This window comes from Lawsonibacter celer, from assembly GCF_014281125.1.
Lineage (GTDB): Bacteria > Bacillota > Clostridia > Oscillospirales > Oscillospiraceae > Lawsonibacter_B > Lawsonibacter_B celer.
In genome coordinates, this window is record NZ_JACOEA010000006.1 from 22850 (window position 1) to 42904 (window position 20055).

Below are 20055 nucleotides of genomic sequence, written 5' to 3' on the forward strand. Positions count from 1 at the left end.
AAAAAATGGGTTTGGGCCCCCGCGGCAGCAACGCCCCCCTCCCCCCGCGTGGGGGGCGCTTTCCCCCGTCCTCAGCCGGGACAAGGCCCCCTCTCTACATCTGATCCGTATCAAACAAAATAGTCACCGGCCCGTCGTTCTGGGAGAAGACCTGCATATCGGCCCCGAACTCCCCGCGCTCCACCTGGAAGCCCCGGCCGGCGCACTCGGCCATGAATTTCTCATACAGGGGGACGGCGGTCTCCGGCCGGGCGGCCCCGGAGAAGCCGGGGCGGCGGGATTTTGTGTCCGCATAGAGAGTGAACTGGCTCACCACCAGCAGCGCGCCCCCCACGGCGGCCAGATTCAAATTCATCTTTTCGTTCTCGTCCTCAAAGACCCGCAGGCCGCACACCTTGTCGGCCAGCCGGACCGCCTGGGCCTCAGTGTCGTCGGGCCCCACCCCCAGCAGCACCAGAAAGCCCCGGCCGATGGCCCCGTTTACCCGACCGCCGATCTCCACCCGGGCGTTCTGCACTCTTGTCACTACCGCGCGCATGATTCCGTCTCCTTACCGGTATTCCCGCATAAAGCCGCGGGCATACATAGGGTCGATGTCAAACACCGCCAGGTCGCCGGGGGCGCACTTCAGGTCGGTCACGTCCACCAGGGTCTCGATGGCGCCGATGCGGCCTATGATGCGGGCCTTTTCCCCGCCGATGCGCACCGTAAGCCTCCGCCCCGCCCGCCAGCGGCGCAGCAGGGCCCAAAAGCCTGCGTCCCGGGACCGCCCCACGCCGAAGCCGTTCTGATACCCCACCGGCAGCACGGCGATGCGGGTTGGCTTTTTCAGCACCACCAGGGTCTCATTGCCCACGGTGTGCCCCTTGGGCAGCCAGCGCACCTCCTCAATATCCACCTCGCCGTAGCCCACCCGCAGCAGGCCGTCGTTCCGGGTGCGGCGGCAGCGTCCCAGCAGGGCGGAGCCCGCACGCACTGCGTCCAAGCGGGCAAAGTCGTAGTGCAGCAGGGCAAAGGAGCCGGCGGCGTGGACCGTCCCGGTCTCAAACCCGGCGGCGTGAATGGCCTCCACAATCTGGCGGAACCCCTCCAGCTGAGCGCTGGCATCCTGGCCATCCTTTTTCATGGAATGGATCTGGGTGTACACCCCGGAGATAGCCACGTTGGGCAGGTTGCGGTACACGGAGAAGATCTTGTCCGTCTCCCCGGTCAAAAAGCCGCCGAAGCCCATACCCGTGTCGATCTGCAGATGGGCCTCCGCCACGGTGGAGCGGGCCTCGGCCACGCCGTTGAGGGCCATGCCGGTCTCCGCAGAGCCCACAGTGCACACCACGTTCAGGTCAATGAGCTGCTCCAGCTCCTCCCGGTCGGTGGTGGAGCGGAGCATCAGGATCTCCTCCTCCACAAAGCCGGCCTTGCGCAGGGCGGCGGCCTCCCCCGGCTCGCTCACGGCGAAGCGGACGATCCCCTCGTCCCGCAGCAGCCGGGCCAGCTCCACCGTGCCCGCCCCGCAGGCGTCCCCGGTGAGCACCCCGTAGATGGCGGCCGAGCCCGCCCGCTCGCGGATGACGTCAATGTTGTTTTTCAGCGCGTCCCGCTCCAAGATCAGCTTTTTCACAGGCATACCGCCTTTCTCTCTTTCTTCCGGACTCTGCAGGCAGCAGAACAGGGCAGCCCTCTTTCCCGGCGCATAGCGCGCCGCCTGCCGCTATTATAGCACCTGTATAAAGTACCAGTCAACGAAAAGGGGGAGGGCGCTTGTCTTTTCAGCAAAAAAGTGGTATGATTTTTTATCAAACCATTTCCCGTGGAGGAATGAACTTGAACACAAAAACGACACGCATCGCCCCGGAGGAAATCGACCGCCAGCGCGCCTTCTGCGCCCAGATCCGCGCGCGCAATTCCGCCCGGGCGGCCCAGCCCCTGGCCTTTGTGGACACCTACGGCTGCCAGCAGAACGAGGCCGATTCCGAGCGGCTGCGTGGCTATCTGGCCGAGATGGGCTACGCCTTTACGTCCGACGAGCATGAGGCCGATGTGATTTTAATCAACACCTGCGCCATTCGGGAGCACGCGGAGCACCGGGTGCTGGGCAATGTGGGCGCCCTGGTGCACACCAAGCGGGCCAAGCCCGGACAGATCATCTGCGTGTGCGGCTGCATGGCGCAGGAGCCCCATGTAGCGCAGAAGATCAAAGACTCCTTCCGCCAGGTGGACCTGGTGTTCGGTCCCCACGCCCTGTGGAAATTCCCCGAGCTCTTCTACCGTGTGTACACCCGCCGGGGCCGGGTCTTTGAGATCACGGACGAGCCCGGCTCCATTGCCGAGGGCATCCCCGTGGTACGCCAGAACGGCATCAAGGCCTGGGTGTCCATTATGTACGGGTGCAACAATTTCTGCACCTACTGCATCGTGCCCTATGTCCGTGGCCGGGAGCGCAGCCGGGACCCGGAGGTCATCCTCTCCGAGATCCGTGCCCTGGTGGACGAGGGCTACCGGGACATTACCCTGCTGGGACAGAACGTGAACTCCTACGGAAAGGACCTGGGCCTGGGCGTCGACTTTTCCGACCTGCTGGAGCAGGCGGCCGCCATTCCCGGGGATTTCCTGCTGCGGTTCATGACCAGCCACCCCAAGGACGCCTCCCAAAAGCTCTTTGACGTGATGGGCCGCTGTGAGAAGGTCGCCCCCCACTTCCACCTGCCCTTCCAGTCGGGCAGCACCCGGGTGCTGGAGGCCATGAACCGCCGGTACACCCGGGAGGGGTATCTGGAGAAGGTCCGCGCCCTGCGGGCCGCGGTGCCCGATGTGGTCATCACCTCGGACGTGATCGTAGGCTTCCCCGGGGAGACCCAGGCTGAGTTTGAGGAGACCCTCTCCCTCATTGAGGAGGTGCGTTTTGACGCCCTCTTTACCTTCATCTACTCCCCCCGCAGGGGCACCCCGGCCGCCGGGATGGACGACCCCATGAGCAAGGAGGACAAGGCCGCCAATTTCCAGCGCCTGGCCGCCCGGCAGGACGAGATCTCCGAGGAGCGCCACGCCGCCTATGTGGGAAGGACCGTCCGCTGCCTGGTGGATGGGGAGGACGGCAAGGGCCTGACTGCCCGCACCCCCGGCAACCGCCTGGTGCGGCTGGAGGGGGACAGGTCCCTCATTGGTCGTTTTGTCGAAATTCGTATGACCGGGTCGAACAAGTGGTCCTTAACCGGGGAGCCGGTTAAGGACTGACAGAGTTTTGCACTCCCGCGCGGGGTCCGCTTTTGGGCTGCAAAATTGGACGGAAAACAACCAGGGAAGGCGGCCGAGCCGCCGAGGGAACCGCCCCCACGGGAGCGTGTTTCCCCGTCCCCCGCGGGGACAAAGCCCCTGTCCCCCTGCCAGGAGGACGCCACCCCCACCCCACAGACAGAGAAAAGGAGCACCCGCCATGGCCGAACTGACCCCTATGCGCAGACAATATATCGAGATGAAGGAGCGCCACCCGGACTGCATTTTGTTTTTCCGCCTGGGAGACTTCTACGAGATGTTTGACGAGGACGCACACCTGGTGTCCAAGGAGCTGGAGCTGACCCTTACCAGCCGGGACCGCTCCAAGCCTGCCGAGGAGCGCACGCCCATGTGCGGCGTGCCCTACCACTCCGCCGACGCGTACATCGCCCGGCTGATCGCCAAGGGCTACAAGGTGGCCATCTGCGAGCAGATGGAGGACCCGGCCCTGGCCAAGGGCCTGGTGGAGCGGGAGGTCATCCGCATCGTCACCCCCGGCACGGTCATTGACTCGTCCATGCTGGAGGAGGGGCGCAACAACTTCATCTGCTCTATCTACCGGGACTCCACCGGCACGGGGCTGTGCTTCTGCGACATCTCCACCGGGGAGATCTCCGTCACCGCCTTCCCCGCCGGTGAGGGTGACGAGCATCTTTATAACGAGCTGGGCCGCTTCTCCCCCCGGGAGGCGGTGCTCTCCGACGGGGCGTACAGCGACGGGGCCCTGCTGGACTTTTTGGCCAAGCGTCTGGAGTGCCGCTGTGAAAACGGGGGAGAGGCCCGCTACCGCCCCGAGGCGGCCGGGGCGCTGGCCCGGAAGCAGTTTCAGACCGGGCTGGACGCCCTGCCCGAGGACCCCCACGCCCTCCAGGCGGCGGGCGGCCTGCTCTCCTATCTCTATGAAACCCAGAAGACCGACCTGGGCCACATTTCCACCCTGACCTATTTCACCACGGGGCAGTTTATGGAGCTGGATCTGACTGCCCGGCAGACCCTGGAGCTAACCGAGACTCTGCGTTCCAAGGAAAAGCGGGGGAGCCTTCTGTGGGTGCTGGACAAGACCAGAACCGCCATGGGCCACCGGCTCATCCGCGCCTGGATGGAACGGCCCCTGCTCTCCCCGGCGGCCATCAGCCGCCGCCTGGCTGCGGTGGGCGACCTGGCCGGGGACGCCGTGGGGCGGGAGGAGGTCATCCTCTGCCTGCGGGAGATCACCGACCTGGAGCGGCTGATCGGCCGCATCGTCTACGGCACCGCCGGCGGGCGGGACCTGGTGGCCCTGGCCGCCGGGCTGAGCCGGCTGCCCCGGCTGCGGGAGCTGCTCTCCCCCTACTCCGCTCCTCTGCTCTCCACCCTGCGGGAGGAGCTGGACGACCTGACCGAGCTGCGGGAGCTCATTGCCCGGGCCGTTGTGGACGAGCCCCCCTTCTCCGTGCGGGAGGGCGGCTTTATCCGCGCCGGCTACCACGACGAGGTGGACCGCCTGCGGGACATCCAGGCCAACGGCAAGGGCATGGTGGCCGCCATTGAGGCCCGGGAGAAGGAAAAGACCGGCATCAAGAGCCTGAAGGTGGGCTACAACAAGGTGTTCGGCTACTACATTGAGGTGTCCAAGTCCTACTACGACCAAGTGCCCGCCGATTACATCCGCAAGCAGACCCTGTCTAACTGCGAGCGCTATATTACCCAGGAATTAAAGGACATGGAGCACACCATTCTCTCCGCCCAGGACAGGCTGGTGGCCCTGGAGTTCGAGCTGTTCTGCGATCTGCGGGAGAGGGCCGCCGCCTGCGTGGGGCGCATTCAGGCCTCCGCCGCCGCCGTGGCCCAGACCGATGTGCTGGCCTCCTTCGCCGCCGTGGCCGCGGACGGGAACTACTGCCGTCCGGAGGTGGACCTGTCCGACCGCATCGAGATCGTCGAGGGACGCCACCCGGTGGTGGAGAAGATGCTCCGACACAGCCTCTTTGTCCCCAACGACACTTTTATGGACAACAAGGACGACACCGTGGCCATCATCACCGGCCCCAACATGGCGGGCAAATCCACCTACATGCGCCAGGTGGCCCTCATTGTGCTTATGGCTCAGATGGGCTCCTTTGTCCCGGCCAGATCCGCCCGTATCGGCGTGGTGGACCGGGTGTTCACCCGCATCGGCGCCAGCGACGACCTCTCCGCCGGGCAGTCCACCTTCATGGTGGAGATGACCGAGGTGGCCGAGCTGCTGAAAAACGCCACCGCCCGCTCCCTGCTGATCCTGGACGAGATCGGCCGGGGCACCTCCACCTACGACGGCATGTCCATCGCCCGGGCAGTGCTGGAATACTGCGCGGACAAGCGCCGCCTGGGGGCCAAGACCCTCTTTGCCACCCACTACCACGAGATCACCGGCCTGGAGGGGCAGATTACCGGGGTAAAGAACTACAACATTGCCGCCAAGAAGCGCAGGGACGACATCATTTTCCTGCGCAAAATCGTCCCCGGCGGGGCGGATCAGAGCTATGGCATCGAGGTGGCCAAGCTGGCCGGGGTGCCCGACAGAGTCATCCGCCGGGCCCGGGAGATCCTGGCCGAGCTGGAGGCCGAGGGCGCCGTCCGGCCCGCGGCGGAACCCGCCGCGGCCGACCGGGACGGGGGCCAGGTCTCCCTGATGGATATGGGGGCCGCCCAGGCGGCCGAGCGGCTGCGGAGGACCGATGTGAACACCCTGACCCCCATTGAGGCCATGAACCTGCTCTTTGAGCTCAAGCAGATGCTTTGAGCATTTCCCGCGGGAGGCTAGGCGCCTGCAAGTGAAAGGAGAGCTTTTATGAACCCACAGCGCCCCATCTGGCAATCTGCGCTCACCCCGGCGGAACGCGGCCGGGGCTGGGTGTTTTTCGCGCTGTACGTGTTTCTCTTCCCGCCTCTGATGGGTCTGATCCAGCGCGCCATGGGCGGCGAGCTGCCCGTGGCCGAGGCCAATGTGATTTACTACCTGCTGTGCGTGACCCTGGTCCTGCTGGTGCTGTGGAACTTTTTGAAAAAAAGCTTTTTTCTGCTGCTGGACTGGCTGCCGGAAAATCTGTTTGCCTTTGTGACCGGCCTGGCCGGGTCGGGCGCGCTCCACTTTCTGGTGATGCTTCTGCCCTATCCGGTGGACAACCCCAGCCTGCTGAGCTATCAGGCGGAATTTGCCCTCTCTCCCAAGGCCACGGCGGTGATCCTGCTGGTGCTCATGCCCGTGGTGGAGGAGGTCCTTTTCCGCGGCGTTCTCTTCGGCACGGTGGGGCGATACAGCCGGCCCCTGGCCTACGTCCTCTCCACTGGGCTCTACGCGGTCTACTGCGTGTGGCAGTTTGTGTACTCCTTCGGCGCGGTGGATTTCCGCTACCTGCTGCTGGCCGTGCAGTATCTGCCCATGGGCCTCGCCCTCTCCTGGTGCTATGACCGGGGCGGCTCGGTGTGGTCCGCCGCCGTCCTCCACGCGGTCATCAACGCCTTTACTCTGTTTTTTGCCATTCATTGATGATTAGAAAGTTGGTTATTATGCCTCACATTCAACCATTAGATCCCCATGTGGCCGACCTGATCGCCGCCGGCGAGGTGGTGGAGCGGCCAGCGTCGGTGGTAAAGGAACTGATGGAAAATGCCATCGACGCGGGCGCCAAATCAGTGAGCGTGGAGATCCAGCACGGCGGGATGACCCTCATCCGGGTCACCGACGACGGCTGCGGCATTCCCCCGGAGGAGGCTGAGACCGCCTTTCTCCGCCACGCCACCAGCAAAATCCGCACCGAGTACGACCTGGAGGCTATCGGCACCCTTGGCTTCCGGGGAGAGGCCCTGGCGGCCATCGCCGCGGTCAGCCGGGTCGAGCTGCTCACCTGCACGGCGGACGCGCCCATGGGTGTCGCCCTGGCCCTGGAGGGCGGCGCGGTGGTCAGCCGGGAGGAGGCGGGCTGCCCCAGGGGCACCACTCTTATCGTCCGGGACCTGTTCTACAACACCCCCGCCCGGCTGAAATTCATGAAAAAGGACGCAGCGGAGGGGGCGGCGGTCTTTGTGGCGGTGCAGCGAACCGCCCTGTCCCATCCGGAGGTGTCCGTACGCTTTCTGCGGGACGGGAAGCAGGAGCTGTTCACCCCCGGGGACGGGGCGCTCCGCTCCGCCCTGTACGCCGTGCTCGGCCGGGACATGGCCCTGGGCTTCACCCCAGTGAAGGGCTCGGGGGAGGATATGAGCGTATCCGGCTTTGTGTCCCTGCCCGCCTGCTGCCGTGGTACCCGGGGATACCAATATTTTTTTGTCAACGGCCGCTTTGTCAAAAGCCGGACCATGATGGCCGCCCTGGAGGAGGCCTATGCCAATCAGAAGATGGTGGGCAAATTCCCCGGCTGCGTGCTCCATCTGACCTGCAGGCTGAGCGGGGTGGACGTGAACGTCCACCCCACCAAGCAGGAGGTCAAGTTCGGCAGTGAGCGGCAGGTGTTCAGCGCGGTCTACCACGCCGTCCAGGCCGCGCTGGAGGCCGACCACACCCGCCCACGGGCGGAATTGAGCGCTTCCGCCGTCCCCGCGCCCCGGGACGGCCGCACGGAAGGGCAGGCCGGCGGCGTGTGCGCCGATTCCGTCACCCCCAATCAGACCGTCTTCCGCGCCATGACCGCCCAGGAATTCCGCTCTCCGGCGGCACACCCGGCCCCCAGCTTCTCCCTTAACGATTTTACCGCGCCCCGGACCGTCCAGGCGGCGGGAACGGAGATTGCGCCCAAGGCCGCCCCGACGGCCCCTGTTTCCGCCCTTTTTCCGCCCGAGGGGAAGGGTGCGGCTCCCGTCCACGCCCCCCCCTCTGCGCCCGCCGCTGTTCCCGACCGGTCCGCGGCCCCGCAGCCCGTCCCCAAGCCTCAGCCCGAGCCGGCGGCCCAGCCATGGCGGGTGGCCGGAGAGGTGCTCAACACCTACATTATCGTGGAGCAGGGGGACAAGATCCTCTTCATCGACAAACACGCCGCCCATGAGCGGCTCAACTTTGACCGGCTCAAGGCAGAGGGCTACACCCCCATGGTACAGGCCCTGCTGACCCCGGTGGTCTTTACTCCCGCGGCGGAGGAGGGGGCGGCTCTGCTGGCCCACCTGCCCCTGCTCGCCCGCTTTGGTTTTGAGGCGGAGGACTTCGGCGGCGGGGCCATTCTGGTGCGCGCGGCCCCCGGCGACATCGCCGCCGGCGAGATCGAGGCCACCCTCTGCGACCTGGCCGGGCGGCTGCTTACCACCGGCCGGGCCGACCCGGACGCCGCCCGGGACGCGCTGCTGCACACCATGGCCTGCAAGGCCGCCATCAAGGGCGGACAGAAAAATGCACCGGAGGAGCTGCAGCGGGTCGCCGAGGCGGTTGTGTCCGGCGCGGTCAGGTACTGCCCCCATGGGCGGCCCGTGGCGATTGAACTGACCAGGGCGCAGCTGGAGAAACAGTTTAAACGGGCGTGATTTGGGTTTTCCCCGCCTCTTCGAGTTTTTTCACGCAAAAATTGGTATAATATGGATGCATTCTTTATAGAGAAAAGGAGTGCATCTCAAATGCAAAAAAACAACAATCTACAGGACCTCTTTCTGCTCCGCGCCCGCAAGACCCGTGCCAATGTGACCATGTTTCTGATGAACGGCTACCAGCTGCGGGGGCAGATCGCCGGGTTTGACCCCTTTGTGGTGGTCCTGATGAGCGAGGGCAAACAGCAGGTCATCTATAAACACGCGATCTCGACTATCACGCCGGAGCGGCCCGTCTCTCTGGACGGGGAGGAGGAGGCCGCCCGCGGAATCTGACAAAGGACAAACGCCATGAAGCAGGGAACCCTTCTCAACAAAATCGTCATGCTGGTGCTGCTGGCCGCCATTGTGGTCTATCTGATCGCCTCGGCCTGGAACAGCCTGCACGAGCCCTTCTCCACCGTGGTCTCCTATGCCTACAGCGTGGACGACTCTCTGGAGGTCACCGGTTTTCTGGTCCGGGAGGAGACCGTGATTCCGGGACAAAGCGGCATTGTGGATCTTCTGCCCCAGGAGGGGGAGAAGGTGTCCAGAGGCGGAACCGTGGCTCTTCTGTACCAGAACAGCAGCGCCCTGGACCGCAAGCAGGAGCTGTACGCCCTGGAGCTGGAGCGGGAACAACTGCAGTACTCCCTGACCCAGGAGGACGCAGGCCGGGACGCCTCTGCCCTGAACCAGGCGGTGATTGACTCCATGGTGGCGCTGAAGGCATCCGCCGCCGCGGGGGATCTGACCGGCCTGGAGGGGGAGACCCTAAATTTGAAGAGCCTGGTCTACCGCCGGGATTATACATACGGCTCCGGCGGGGAGAGCGGCAGCATCGAGGACGCCATCCAGGACGTGGAGTCCCGGATCAGCGCCCTGACCAGCCAGGCCAGCCAGGACACCACCCGGGTCACCACGGACCGGGCCGGCGTTTTTTCCGGTCAGGTGGACGGCTATGAGACCCTGCTCACCCCGGACCAGCTTGAGACCTACACCCCCTCCGCCTTGGATGCCCTGGCCCGGCAGAAGCCCGCCGGGGACGAGAGCGCCATCGGCAAGCTCATCACCGACGCCACCTGGTACTTCGTCTGTCCCATCAGCGAGGAGGACGCCGGGCGGCTGTACGAGGGCGGCTCTGTCACCGTGCGCTTCTCCCGGGACTGGTCCGGCGAGGTGGACATGCAGGTGGAGCGCATCGGCACCCCGGAAGACGGCCGGGTAGCCGTGGTGCTCTCTACCGACCGCTACCTCTCCCAGGTCACGCTACTCCGCCGTCAGACGGTGGAGCTGGTGTTTGACACCCTCACCGGGATCCGCGTCCCCAAGCAGGCCCTTCGGGTGGACACCCGCACCGTCACCGACGCGGAGACCGGGGAGGAGCGCCAGGAGCAGATCAACGTGGTCTACGCGCTGGTGGGGACCCAGGCCGAGAAAAAACCGGTGGTCATTGTGGATCAGGAGGAGGACTTCTGCCTGGTCCAGCCCGCCCCGGCCGCCACCCAGACCGAGCAGAAGAAAATACTCCGGGCCGGAGATGAAATTATTGTGGCCGCAGAGGAGCTGTACGACGGGAAAGTCGTCCGATAGACCGGGCGGCGCCCGGTGAAAGAAACACCGCAGTGCGGCGGAATGTTTGTGGGGTGCTTTTGTATGTCATTGGCACAGCAGGTTGCTTCCGTGCAGGCGCGGATTGCCGCGGCGGCACGCCAGGCCGGACGAGATCCGGAGGAGATCACTCTGGTGGCTGCCACAAAAACGCAGACTTCTGACACCATTCGGGCGGCCATTGCCGCCGGGATCACAGTGTGCGGGGAAAACCGTGTGCAGGAGATGTCCGCCCACCTGGATGACGACGCCTACGCCGGGGCCCGGCTGCACTTTATCGGCCATCTGCAGACCAACAAGGTCCGCCAGGTGGTGGGCCGGGTCGATCTGATCGAGTCGGTCAGCTCCCTGCGCCTGCTGGAGGCCATTGAAGCCCAGGCGGCCAAGCTCGACCTGGTGCAGGACATTCTGCTGGAGGTCAACATCGGCGGTGAGGCGAGCAAAAGCGGCCTTCTGCCCGCCGAAACACCCCAAATGGCCCGGCTGGCCGCCGGGCGGCCCCATATCAGGCTGCGGGGACTTATGGCAATTCCTCCAGCCGCTTCCATTGCTGGAGGCAACCGCAAATTTTTTGCGCAGATGCGGCAGCTTTTTGTTGACATAAGAACTCTTTTGACGGATAATAAATCTGATATTGACTGCCTTTCCATGGGAATGAGCGGCGACTTTGAGGACGCCGTGCAGGAGGGGGCCACCCTGGTACGGGTGGGAACCGCGCTGTTCGGTCCCCGGCCGCCTGTGCGCACGGCCCAAAACGAAGGACAATGATTTTGGGGGGAAACCAAATGGGATTTATTGATGAGCTCAAGCGTCTGGCCCGGCCTTACGAGGACGAGGAAGAGGACGAGGAGTTTGACGACTTTGAGCCGGCTACCCGCAGCGACCGGCTGGATCGGACTGCGGACCGGGTGGAGCGGCCCGAACGGCGGGAGCGCCCTGCCCGGCAGGAGATCACCGGCAGTCTATACGGCGGTGAGAGTGAGCGGCGCAGCAACAAGGTGGTAAATATCCACACCACCACCCAGCTGCAGGTGGTGCTGGTCAAGCCGGAGCGCTTTGAGAATGCCAGCGAGATTGCCGACCACCTGCGGGAAAAGCGCACCGTGGTGCTTAATTTGGAGTCCACCAACAAGGACATTGCCCGCCGTCTGCTGGACTTCCTCTCCGGCGTGGCCTACGCCAATGAGGGCAAGATCAAAAAGGTGGCCATCTCTACTTACATCATCACACCCTACAATGTGGACATTCTGGGCGATCTGATCGACGAGCTGGAAAATAACGGACTGTACTTCTAAAGAGCCGCGGAGTTCGCTCCGCAGCCGATCACAGCGCAACTAAGAGGAAAGCGGGGGAATTGATATGCTGACGCCTCAGGAGGTCTCCGAACGCGCCTTTTCCAAGGCGTCCTTCGGCGGATACAACATGGCCATGGTGGACGAGTTTTTGGATCTGCTTACCGAGGACTATACAACCCTTTATAAGGAAAACGCCACGCTCAAGGCCAAGATGAAGGTGCTGGTGGACAAGGTGGAGGAATACCGCTCCACCGAGGATGCCATGCGCAAGACGCTGCTTACCGCCCAGAGGATGGCGGATGAGCTGGTGGCGCAGGCAGAGGCAAAAAAGTCCGATCTGCTGAAAAACGCGGAGAAGGACGCCCAACTGCGCATGGCTGAATTGGAGCAGGAGATCCGCAACGAGCAGGCCCGTCTGGCGGCCGCGCAGGCCTCCACCGCCTCTTACGTGAACAAGCTCAAGGAGCTCTATCAGCATGAGCTGGATTATCTGGGCGGTCTGTCCTCACTCACCGCGGTTACCGCCGCTCCCCCCGCTGACTCGGTGGCCCAGGCGGCCGACGATATCTCCGCCGCCGTGGACCGCCTGGTGGAGGAGGAGACCGAGACGGAGCCCACTCCCACCCCCGAGGCGGACGACAGCCTGTACGCCGAGCTGCGGGAGCTGTCCCGCACCGCGTCGGCAGGGGATGTGGAGGAGGAAGACCGAGAAGAAGAGGACGACGTGACCGCCCCCACCCGCCGGATTGATTTTGAGCATCTGCAGTTCGGGAAGGACTACGAGATTAAGTAAGCCCCTTGACAGAAGGGATTTTAACATGTAAGATACTCGGAGACGCGCAAAAATGCGTCTCCGAGTAAATTTTCCCAGAAAAATGCGATGAAGAGGACGAGTACCGCGCTTACCTCCGTACAGAGAGCCGCCGTTTGGGTGCGAGGCGGACGGGGCAGGGCGGGAATATCACCTCCGAGCGGCCCGCCCAACCCCCGAAAGGGACCGTAAGCGGGTACGGCTGGCCCCGTTATCGGCCATCGAGGGGTCCCGGCCGCGCCGGGACAATGAGAGTGGTACCGCAGAGGTTTGCGCCTTTGTCTCTTAACGGGAGACAGGGGCGCTTTTATTTTGTATTTGAATGAGGAGGCTTTTTCCTATGGATTATAACCAGACTGTCCACCTGCCCAAGACGGAATTCCCCATGCGGGCCGGCCTGCCCAGGCGGGAGCCCGACATGCTTCAGGCCATGTACGACAAGGACCTGTACCACAAGCTGATGAAGAAGAACGAGGGCAAGCCCAAGTTCGTCCTCCACGACGGTCCTCCCTACGCCAACGGCAACATCCACATCGGCACCGCCCTGAACAAGATTCTCAAGGACATGATTGTCAAGCACCGCAACATGTCCGGCTATCAGGCCCCCTACGTGCCCGGCTGGGACACCCATGGCCTGCCCATCGAGTCCGCCATCCTGAAGAACAAGAAGATCAAGCGGGATCAGCTGACCACCTCTGAGTTCCGGGAGAAGTGCAAGCAGTACGCTCTGGACTTCGTGGACAAGCAGCGCAGCCAGTTCAAGCGCCTGGGCGTGCTGGGCGAGTGGGAGAACCCCTACCTGACCCTGAAGCCCACCTTTGAGGCCAAGCAGGTGGAGATCTTCGGCAAGATGGCCGAGAAGGGCTTCATCTACAAGGGAATGAAGCCCGTGTACTGGTGCCCCCACGACCAGACCGCCCTGGCCGAGGCCGAGATCGAGTACGCCGACGACCCCTGCACCACCCTGTTCGTCAAGTTCCCGGTGCGGGACGACAAGGGCAGGCTGGGCCAGTACGGCGACGTGTCCAAAATGAGCTTTGTCATCTGGACCACCACCCCCTGGACCATCCCCGGCAACATGGCCATCTGCGTCAACGCCGGCTTTGACTATGTGCTTCTGGAGATTCCCTCAGGCGACATTCTGATCCTGGCCAAGGACCTGGCCGAGGGCGTGTGCAGGGCCGCGGGCGTCGACTACGCAGCCTGCCGGGTGCTGGCCACCCTCAAGGGCGATACGTTTGAGCTGATGCGCGCCAAACACCCCTTCTTTGACCGGGACTCCGTTCTGCTGTGCGGCGAGCACGTCACCCTGGACGCGGGCACCGGCTGCGTCCACACCGCCCCCGGCTTTGGTGCGGACGACTTCAACATCTGCAAGCAGTACGACGACGCCGGCCTGACCCACATCGGCACTCCCGTGCCGGTGAACGCCAAGGGTGTGATGACCGATGAGAAGTACGACGGCCAGTTCTACGCCGCGGCCAACGACCAGGTGGTGACGGACCTGGAGGAATGCGGCGCCCTGCTGGCCAAGGAGAACATTACCCACTCCTACCCCCACTGCTGGCGCTGCAAGAAGCCCATCATCTACCGGGCCACCGAGCAGTGGTTCTGCTCCGTGGACGCCATCAAGGACGCGGCGGTGAAGGCCTGCGACGGCATCTCCTGGAAGCCCGACTGGGGCAAGGAGCGCATGACCAGCATGATCACCGAGCGCAACGACTGGTGCATCTCCCGCCAGCGGGTCTGGGGCGTGCCCATCCCCATCTTCTACTGCGCCAAGTGCGGCAAGGATATCGTCACCCCCGAGACCATCTCCAAGGTGTCCTCCCTGTTTCGGGAGCACGGGAGCAACGTGTGGTTTGACCGGGAGGCCGATGAGCTGGTGCCCGCGGGCCTGAAGTGCCCAGTGTGCGGCCATGAGCACTTTACCAAGGAATCCGACATCATGGACGTGTGGTTCGACTCCGGCTCCACCCACGCCGCCGTGCTGGACGAGCGGCCCTACCTCCACTTCCCGGCGGACGTGTACCTGGAGGGCGGCGACCAGTACCGCGGCTGGTTCCAGTCCTCCATGCTCACCTCCATCGCCGCCAAAGGCGTGGCCCCCTACAAGCAGATCATCACCCACGGCTGGACCGTGGACGGCGAGGGTAAGGCCATGCACAAGTCCCTGGGCAACGCCGTGGCCCCGGATGAGATCATCAAGGACTACGGCGCCGACCTGCTCCGCCTCTGGGTGGCCTCCGCCGACTACACCCAGGACATGCGCATCTCCAAGGAGATCATGAAGCAGCTCTCCGACGCCTATCTGAAGATGCGCAACACCGCCCGCTACATGCTGGGCAACCTGAACGGCTTTGACCCCGACCGGGACATGGTGGCCTACGCCGACCTGCTGGACCTGGACAAGTGGGCCCTCTCCCGGCTCAACGAGCTGGCCGGTCAGGTGCAGAAATATTACAACGCCTATGAATTCCACGGGGTGTACCGCTCCATCTACAATTTCTGCGTGGTGGACCTGTCCAACTTCTATTTCGACATTATCAAGGACCGGCTCTACTGCGACGACGATGCCCTGCGCCGCTGCGCCCAGACCGCCCTGTACCGCATCCTGGACGGCATGACCCGCCTGCTGGCCCCCATTCTGGCCTTTACCGCCGAGGAGATCTGGGCCGCAATGCCCCACGACCGGACCGCCGATGCCGAGAGCGTGCTCTTCAACGACATGCCCGCCTATGACCCGGCCCTGGCTCTGGACGAGGCGGAGGCCGGGCGCTGGGAGGCCCTCATCGCCCTGCGCATGGAGGTCAACCGCGCCCTGGAGGCCGCCCGCGCCGAGAAGCGCATCGGCAAGAGCCTGGAGGCCAAGGTGACCCTCCATCTCAGCACCCAGTACGCCGCTGTGAAGGGCGAGGATCCAGCCTTCCTGGCCGATCTGTTCATCGTCTCCGCCGTGGAGCTCGGCCCGGACGCCGCGGGCGAAGAGCCCACCGTGGAGGTGGCCGCCCTGGACGCCCCCAAGTGTGCGCGCTGCTGGAAATTCGACCCCCATGTGGGCCAGGCCCCGGAGCACCCGGAACTGTGTCCCCGCTGCGCCGCTGTGGTGAAAAAACTGGATCTGTAACAAACATGCCGCCGGGAGCCAAAGGCTCCCGGCGGCATAAATCTCGCTATGACTGCCCGCTCAGCTGCTTGTGCTTTTCCCGGTCCCGCTCGGCCTTATCGCTCTGCCCCAAGGCGTCGTATGCCTCGGCCCGGCGCCGGTACAAATCTGCGTCGTCCGGCTTGAGCTTGATGGCCTTGTTGTAGCTGGTGACCGCCTCCTTATACCGGCCCAGCCGCTTGAGCGCGTTTCCTGCATTGCTGTGGTACAGGGGATCACGGGTGGTAAGCCGGGCCGCCTTCCGATAGTCCGCCAGGGCCTGCTGATCTAAGTTCAGGGCCTCATAGGCGACCCCGCGGTTGTTGTAGGCCGCGCTGAATTTGGAGTTCAGCCCTATCGCCTTCCCATAGTTTTCGATGGCCTTGTCAAACTCCTTCCGTTTGCGCTGCCCATCCGCCAGGAACTTATAGGTGTCGGCATCCGGCTGCCCCAGCTCGATTGCCTTTTCACAGTCTTCGATTACCTTTTCGACCTCTCCCAAATTGTAGTAAGCGATGGCACGCTGGGTACGATACTGGGAGCGCCCAGGCTCCAACTCAATGGCACGGGTAAAATCGGCGATGGCCTTCTCGTACTCCTTCCATCTGCTGTAGATAAGGCCCCGGTTGTAGCGCACGCCCGCGTACTCATGCAGCTCCAGGGATCGGGAGTAGTCCTGAAACCCCGCGTCCGTATGGCCCAGCTGCATCTCCGAATACCCTTTATACCAGTAGAGCATCCCGCTCTCCCGGCCCAGCTGGACGGCCTTCGTAAAGTCCTCGACGGCCTGCTGATATTTTTCCGCGTTGTGGAAGATTTTTCCCCGCTCCTCATAGGCCTCCGCGTCCTTTTCGTTCTCCTCAATGCGCCGGTCAAGGCGCTCCAGATCCTCCCGCTGCTTTTGGCTCAGGGCCTCCAGGATCTGGTTCTGGGTCTCGCTGGGGTCGGCCACGGCGTTGAGCTTTTCCTCAAAGGCCTTAACCTGCTCCGTATAGTCCCGTATCCGCTGATCAGCCACATTTTTGATCCGCTCGCAGGGGTCCTTGTACTCAAATTTCTGGCCCAGCAGGTACATCATCTCATCAAAGCCCTCAATGGGGACAAAATAGCCCTTGTGGCGCTCCACCATCTTTTGAATCTCATCGGAGGGCTCCTCCCCCCGGTAGCACCAGTAGATGCAGTCCAGCTCCGCCTCATTCTTCAAAAAGTCCATCAGGCTGTGGTCCCCGCCGGCGTAGCCCACCACCACGGGGGTGTAAATCTTAAAGGCGTTGTGCAGGGTCTTCTTCCACTTTTCCGACAGGCCGTTGACCTCCTCCGCCCGGTTGAGGGGGTTGAAAAAGAGGCCCCGGTGCAGCTTGGCCACAATGGGCCGGCTGGTATTGAAGTTGATATAATCCGCCAACAGCTCATGGCTGACCACCATGGGCTTTTTTTCGGTGTAGATAAACAGGGCGTCCTCCACCAGGCTGTCGAAATTGGTGGTGATAAGCAGGTTGTTCCGGGTACGGGCCAGCAGGGCGGCCAGGGGGTAGTAGCCCAGGCTGGGCTGGGCCCGCTCCAGGGCGCGCTCCAGAAAGGCCGAGCCGTTGCGGTAGTCCGGGAAGAAGCGCATGGCGTACAGGCTGAAGTAATTTTTGCTGGAGGGCTTGAGGCTGCGTACATTCAGGCGCCTTTGCAGCCTCTGCAGCTCCTCGGGGCAATTGGCGTAGAGGCGGTCCAACTCCTCCCGCCACTGGGCGGCCATCTCCTCCCCGGTGGGGATGCCCGAGGTCTTGGAGGCCCCCGCCCCCAAAATAAAGCAGTAGCGCTTCTCGTTTTCACAGCTTTCGGCCATTGTGTTTAAGAACAAATTCAGGGATAAAATCCGGCTTTCTTCCATACCTCCACCGCCTTTTTGGTATCTTGCCAGCAGTATACCATTGTTTTCCTGCTCTTTCAACCAAAAACGACATCCCCGCGCCCCCTCCGTCCGGTTCGGCTTGCCAGCGGCGCGGGGGCGTGGTACAATAACCGCAAAGCGGCAATTGTACTCTGCTATCCGCCCGTTTGCTCCCGCCCTCTGGGCGGAGGAGAGAGGATGGGCGGGGATCCATTCTGATTTGATAAAGGAGCCTTTGCGCCATGCCCTATTTTCTTCTGGCCGCCCTTTTGGTGGTTCTGGACCAGGTGGTCAAATTCCTGGTGCGCGCCAATATCTCCCTGGGGGAGGGTGTGCCCTTTTTGCCCCACATTCTCCAGCTGACCTATGTGCAGAATACCGGCGCGGCCTTTTCCCTGCTGGAGGAGCACACCTGGATTCTGACCATCGTCTCCGCCGTGGTCTCGGTCCTTCTGGCCGTCCTGCTGGCCAGAAGGGTCTTTCCCCGCCCCTTTGCCATGGTCAGTCTGGCCCTGGTCCTGGCCGGGGCGGTGGGCAACCTGATCGACCGGCTGTTTCTGGGCTTTGTCACCGACATGTTCCAGACCCTGTTTATGAACTTTGCCGTGTTCAACGTGGCGGATATCTGTGTGGTGGCCGGAGGAATTGCCTTCTGTGTGTACTACGTCTTTCTCCACGGGAAGGGTGCCAAATGACCCCCCTGAGGCTGACCGCTGACCGGGCAGGTGAGCGGTGCGACCAGTTTTTAGCCCGGATGCTGCCCCAGCTCACCCGCTCGGCGGCCCAGCGGCTTCTGGAGGAGGGGGCGGTGACCCGCGCCGGCGAGGCGGTAAGGAAGAATGCAAAAACCGCCCCTGGCGACGTGTTCACCGTGATTCTCCCCGACCCGGACCCGGTGGACGCGGTCCCACAGGACATCCCTCTGGATGTGGTGTATGAGGATGCCGATGTCATTGTGGTCAATAAGCCGGTGGGCATGGTGGTCCACCCGGCGGCGGGCCACCCGGACGGGACACTGGTCAACGCCCTGCTGTATCACTGCGGCGGCTCCCTCTCCGGAATCAACGGGGCCCTGCGCCCGGGCATCGTCCACCGCATTGACCGGGACACCTCGGGTCTCCTGATCTCGGCCAAGAACGACTTTGCCCACCTCTCTCTGGCCGACCAGCTCCAGGACCACAGCCTGTATCGGGAGTATGAGGCGGTGTGCGTGGGCAGTCTGCGGGAGGACACGGGCACCGTGGACGCGCCCATCGCCCGCCACCCCACCGACCGGAAGAAGATGGCGGTGGACTTCCTCCACGGCCGCCCGGCGGTGACCCACTACACCGTGCTGGAACGCTACCCCGGCTATACCTACCTCCAGTGCCGGCTGGAGACCGGGCGCACCCACCAGATCCGGGTGCACATGGCCAGGCTGGGCCACCCCCTGCTGGGAGACGTGGTGTACGGGGCCCGGCGCCCCTATCCCGGCCTGGCAGGGCAGTGCCTGCACGCCCGGCGGCTCTCCTTCACCCACCCCCGCACCGGGGAGCGCATGACCCTGGAGTGCCCCCTGCCCGCCTATTTCACCGCCGTGCTGGACAAGCTGCGGAACTTATAAAAAGAACAGGATGAGAATGCTTTGGGAAAATTTAACGGCGTCCTGCTGGCCAGCGACTTTGACGACACCTTTATCACCGGTGACCTGGTGGTCCCGCCGGAGAACCTGCGCGCCCTGAACTACTTTACCGGCGAGGGTGGGACGTTCACCATCGCCACCGGGCGGGCCCACCCCACCTTCGCCCCCTATGCCGGCCAAGTCCCCTTCAACGCCCCGGTGATCCTCTCCAACGGCTCAGCCCTGTATGACTTCCAGGCCGGGCGCATGGTGTATGAGACCTTTCTCCCGGAGCGGGTGGGGGAGGACCTGTGCCAGCTGGCCCGGGACATCCCTGAGATCGGCTTTGAGGCCTACCATGGGGACGATATCTACGCCTACCAGCCCAATGCGGTCACCGAGGCCCACATTACCCGGGCCAAGGCCCACTACACCCAGCTGCCCATTGCCCAGATGCCCCAGCCCTGGAGCAAGGTCATCCTGGAGCAGGATACCCCCGTCCTCCGGCGTGTGCAGGAGTACATGCTCGCCCGGTGGAGCGACCACTATGAGGTGATCTTCTCCAACGCCTATCTGCTGGAGCTCACCCGGAAGGGGAGCCACAAGGGCGGGATGGTCCGCTATCTGGCCGACCGGCTGGGTATTCAGCCCGGACACATCTACTGCGTGGGCGACAATCAGAACGACATCCCCATGCTGGCCATCTCCGCCATCCCCTTTGCCCCCGGCGACTGCGCCCAGGCCGTCAAGGACTGGGGTGCCCAGCTCCTCTGCCCCTGCCGGGAGGGGTGCATCGCTCAGATTGTGGAGCGTTTGGACCAGCTCTATTAAATTCAGGCGGCTCCGGCTTTCGCCGGGGCCGCCTTAGTCTATCAAAAAAATCTCGCATCGTTGGCGCCCGGAGGCGCGAAGCAAATAAAAATCCGTTTTCCA

At 63.6% G+C, this 20055-nt stretch carries 16 protein-coding genes and 1 other annotated feature; of the genes, 13 read left to right on the forward strand and 3 right to left on the reverse strand.

The window, feature by feature from the left end; translation table 11 throughout:
• Nucleotides 1-94 precede the first annotated feature (94 nt).
• Nucleotides 95-538 (reverse strand): D-aminoacyl-tRNA deacylase, encoded by a 444-nt coding sequence (gene dtd / locus H9Q75_RS10030; protein WP_186566674.1) that lies wholly within the window; start codon nt 536-538, stop codon nt 95-97.
• A gap of 12 nt (nt 539-550) precedes the next feature.
• Nucleotides 551-1618 carry an alanine racemase gene (locus H9Q75_RS10035; RefSeq protein ID WP_186566675.1) on the reverse strand — a complete coding sequence of 356 codons (1068 nt, stop codon included), beginning with the start codon at nt 1616-1618 and terminating at the stop codon, nt 551-553.
• Nucleotides 1619-1815: 197 nt separating this feature from the next.
• On the opposite strand from H9Q75_RS10035, the gene miaB reads away from it, so the two are divergent.
• The 10 genes from miaB (at nt 1816) to ileS (ending at nt 15622) form a co-directional block, all read left to right on the forward strand.
• The gene (gene miaB, locus H9Q75_RS10040) at nt 1816-3231 is read left to right on the forward strand and encodes a tRNA (N6-isopentenyl adenosine(37)-C2)-methylthiotransferase MiaB (protein ID WP_186566677.1); all 1416 of its coding nucleotides are present in this window, start codon (nt 1816-1818) and stop codon (nt 3229-3231) included.
• Between the two features lie 199 nt (nt 3232-3430).
• Nucleotides 3431-6031: a DNA mismatch repair protein MutS gene (mutS, locus tag H9Q75_RS10045; protein WP_186566679.1), complete on the forward strand. Its 2601-nt coding sequence runs from the start codon at nt 3431-3433 to the stop codon at nt 6029-6031.
• A 48-nt stretch (nt 6032-6079) separates the two neighbouring features.
• On the forward strand, nt 6080-6778 hold the full coding sequence (locus H9Q75_RS10050; protein ID WP_186566681.1) for a CPBP family intramembrane glutamic endopeptidase: 699 nt from the start codon (nt 6080-6082) through the stop codon (nt 6776-6778).
• A 20-nt stretch (nt 6779-6798) separates the two neighbouring features.
• On the forward strand, nt 6799-8739 hold the full coding sequence (gene mutL, locus H9Q75_RS10055; protein ID WP_186566683.1) for a DNA mismatch repair endonuclease MutL: 1941 nt from the start codon (nt 6799-6801) through the stop codon (nt 8737-8739).
• A 90-nt stretch (nt 8740-8829) separates the two neighbouring features.
• A complete protein-coding gene (gene hfq / locus H9Q75_RS10060; protein WP_186566684.1) occupies nt 8830-9075 on the forward strand; it encodes an RNA chaperone Hfq in 246 nt (81 codons plus the stop codon).
• Between the two features lie 15 nt (nt 9076-9090).
• Complete coding sequence (locus H9Q75_RS10065; RefSeq protein ID WP_186566686.1) at nt 9091-10371, forward strand: biotin/lipoyl attachment domain-containing protein; 1281 nt, start codon at nt 9091-9093, stop codon at nt 10369-10371.
• Nucleotides 10372-10434: 63 nt separating this feature from the next.
• The gene (locus tag H9Q75_RS10070; RefSeq protein WP_186566688.1) at nt 10435-11157 is read left to right on the forward strand and encodes a YggS family pyridoxal phosphate-dependent enzyme; all 723 of its coding nucleotides are present in this window, start codon (nt 10435-10437) and stop codon (nt 11155-11157) included.
• Between the two features lie 17 nt (nt 11158-11174).
• A complete protein-coding gene (locus tag H9Q75_RS10075; RefSeq protein WP_186566690.1) occupies nt 11175-11684 on the forward strand; it encodes a cell division protein SepF in 510 nt (169 codons plus the stop codon).
• 64 nt (nt 11685-11748) lie between these two features.
• Nucleotides 11749-12477 (forward strand): DivIVA domain-containing protein, encoded by a 729-nt coding sequence (locus H9Q75_RS10080; protein WP_186566692.1) that lies wholly within the window; start codon nt 11749-11751, stop codon nt 12475-12477.
• A 78-nt stretch (nt 12478-12555) separates the two neighbouring features.
• Nucleotides 12556-12784, forward strand: a binding site (T-box leader).
• Nucleotides 12785-12835: 51 nt separating this feature from the next.
• Entirely contained in the window at nt 12836-15622 is a 2787-nt protein-coding gene (gene ileS / locus H9Q75_RS10085) for an isoleucine--tRNA ligase (RefSeq protein ID WP_186566694.1), read from the forward strand.
• 46 nt (nt 15623-15668) lie between these two features.
• On the opposite strand, the gene H9Q75_RS10090 is transcribed toward ileS, so the two are convergent.
• Nucleotides 15669-17522 (reverse strand): tetratricopeptide repeat protein, encoded by a 1854-nt coding sequence (locus tag H9Q75_RS10090; protein WP_186566699.1) that lies wholly within the window; start codon nt 17520-17522, stop codon nt 15669-15671.
• Nucleotides 17523-17764: 242 nt separating this feature from the next.
• On the opposite strand from H9Q75_RS10090, the gene lspA reads away from it, so the two are divergent.
• From lspA to H9Q75_RS10105, 3 genes are read left to right on the forward strand one after another with little or no spacing between them, the layout of a single operon-like run.
• Nucleotides 17765-18217 carry a signal peptidase II gene (gene lspA, locus H9Q75_RS10095; RefSeq protein WP_186566701.1) on the forward strand — a complete coding sequence of 151 codons (453 nt, stop codon included), beginning with the start codon at nt 17765-17767 and terminating at the stop codon, nt 18215-18217.
• The gene (locus tag H9Q75_RS10100) at nt 18214-19125 is read left to right on the forward strand and encodes an RluA family pseudouridine synthase (RefSeq protein ID WP_186566703.1); all 912 of its coding nucleotides are present in this window, start codon (nt 18214-18216) and stop codon (nt 19123-19125) included. The genes lspA and H9Q75_RS10100 overlap by 4 nt, the downstream gene beginning before the upstream one ends.
• Before the next feature lie 21 nt (nt 19126-19146).
• On the forward strand, nt 19147-19953 hold the full coding sequence (locus H9Q75_RS10105; protein ID WP_186566705.1) for an HAD-IIB family hydrolase: 807 nt from the start codon (nt 19147-19149) through the stop codon (nt 19951-19953).
• Nucleotides 19954-20055 lie beyond the last annotated feature (102 nt).

What these genes read in the sequence shown, in the direction of transcription:
- dtd (WP_186566674.1), bottom strand. Translation starts at nt 538, where the DNA reads ATGCGCGCGGTAGTGACAAGAGTGCAGAACGCCCGGGTGGAGATCGGC.
- miaB (WP_186566677.1), top strand. Translation starts at nt 1,816, where the DNA reads ATGAACTTGAACACAAAAACGACACGCATCGCCCCGGAGGAAATCGAC.
- mutS (WP_186566679.1), top strand. Translation starts at nt 3,431, where the DNA reads ATGGCCGAACTGACCCCTATGCGCAGACAATATATCGAGATGAAGGAG.
- H9Q75_RS10050 (WP_186566681.1), top strand. Translation starts at nt 6,080, where the DNA reads ATGAACCCACAGCGCCCCATCTGGCAATCTGCGCTCACCCCGGCGGAA.
- mutL (WP_186566683.1), top strand. Translation starts at nt 6,799, where the DNA reads ATGCCTCACATTCAACCATTAGATCCCCATGTGGCCGACCTGATCGCC.
- hfq (WP_186566684.1), top strand. Translation starts at nt 8,830, where the DNA reads ATGCAAAAAAACAACAATCTACAGGACCTCTTTCTGCTCCGCGCCCGC.
- H9Q75_RS10065 (WP_186566686.1), top strand. Translation starts at nt 9,091, where the DNA reads ATGAAGCAGGGAACCCTTCTCAACAAAATCGTCATGCTGGTGCTGCTG.
- H9Q75_RS10070 (WP_186566688.1), top strand. Translation starts at nt 10,435, where the DNA reads ATGTCATTGGCACAGCAGGTTGCTTCCGTGCAGGCGCGGATTGCCGCG.
- H9Q75_RS10075 (WP_186566690.1), top strand. Translation starts at nt 11,175, where the DNA reads ATGGGATTTATTGATGAGCTCAAGCGTCTGGCCCGGCCTTACGAGGAC.
- H9Q75_RS10080 (WP_186566692.1), top strand. Translation starts at nt 11,749, where the DNA reads ATGCTGACGCCTCAGGAGGTCTCCGAACGCGCCTTTTCCAAGGCGTCC.
- ileS (WP_186566694.1), top strand. Translation starts at nt 12,836, where the DNA reads ATGGATTATAACCAGACTGTCCACCTGCCCAAGACGGAATTCCCCATG.
- H9Q75_RS10090 (WP_186566699.1), bottom strand. Translation starts at nt 17,522, where the DNA reads ATGGAAGAAAGCCGGATTTTATCCCTGAATTTGTTCTTAAACACAATG.
- lspA (WP_186566701.1), top strand. Translation starts at nt 17,765, where the DNA reads ATGCCCTATTTTCTTCTGGCCGCCCTTTTGGTGGTTCTGGACCAGGTG.
- H9Q75_RS10100 (WP_186566703.1), top strand. Translation starts at nt 18,214, where the DNA reads ATGACCCCCCTGAGGCTGACCGCTGACCGGGCAGGTGAGCGGTGCGAC.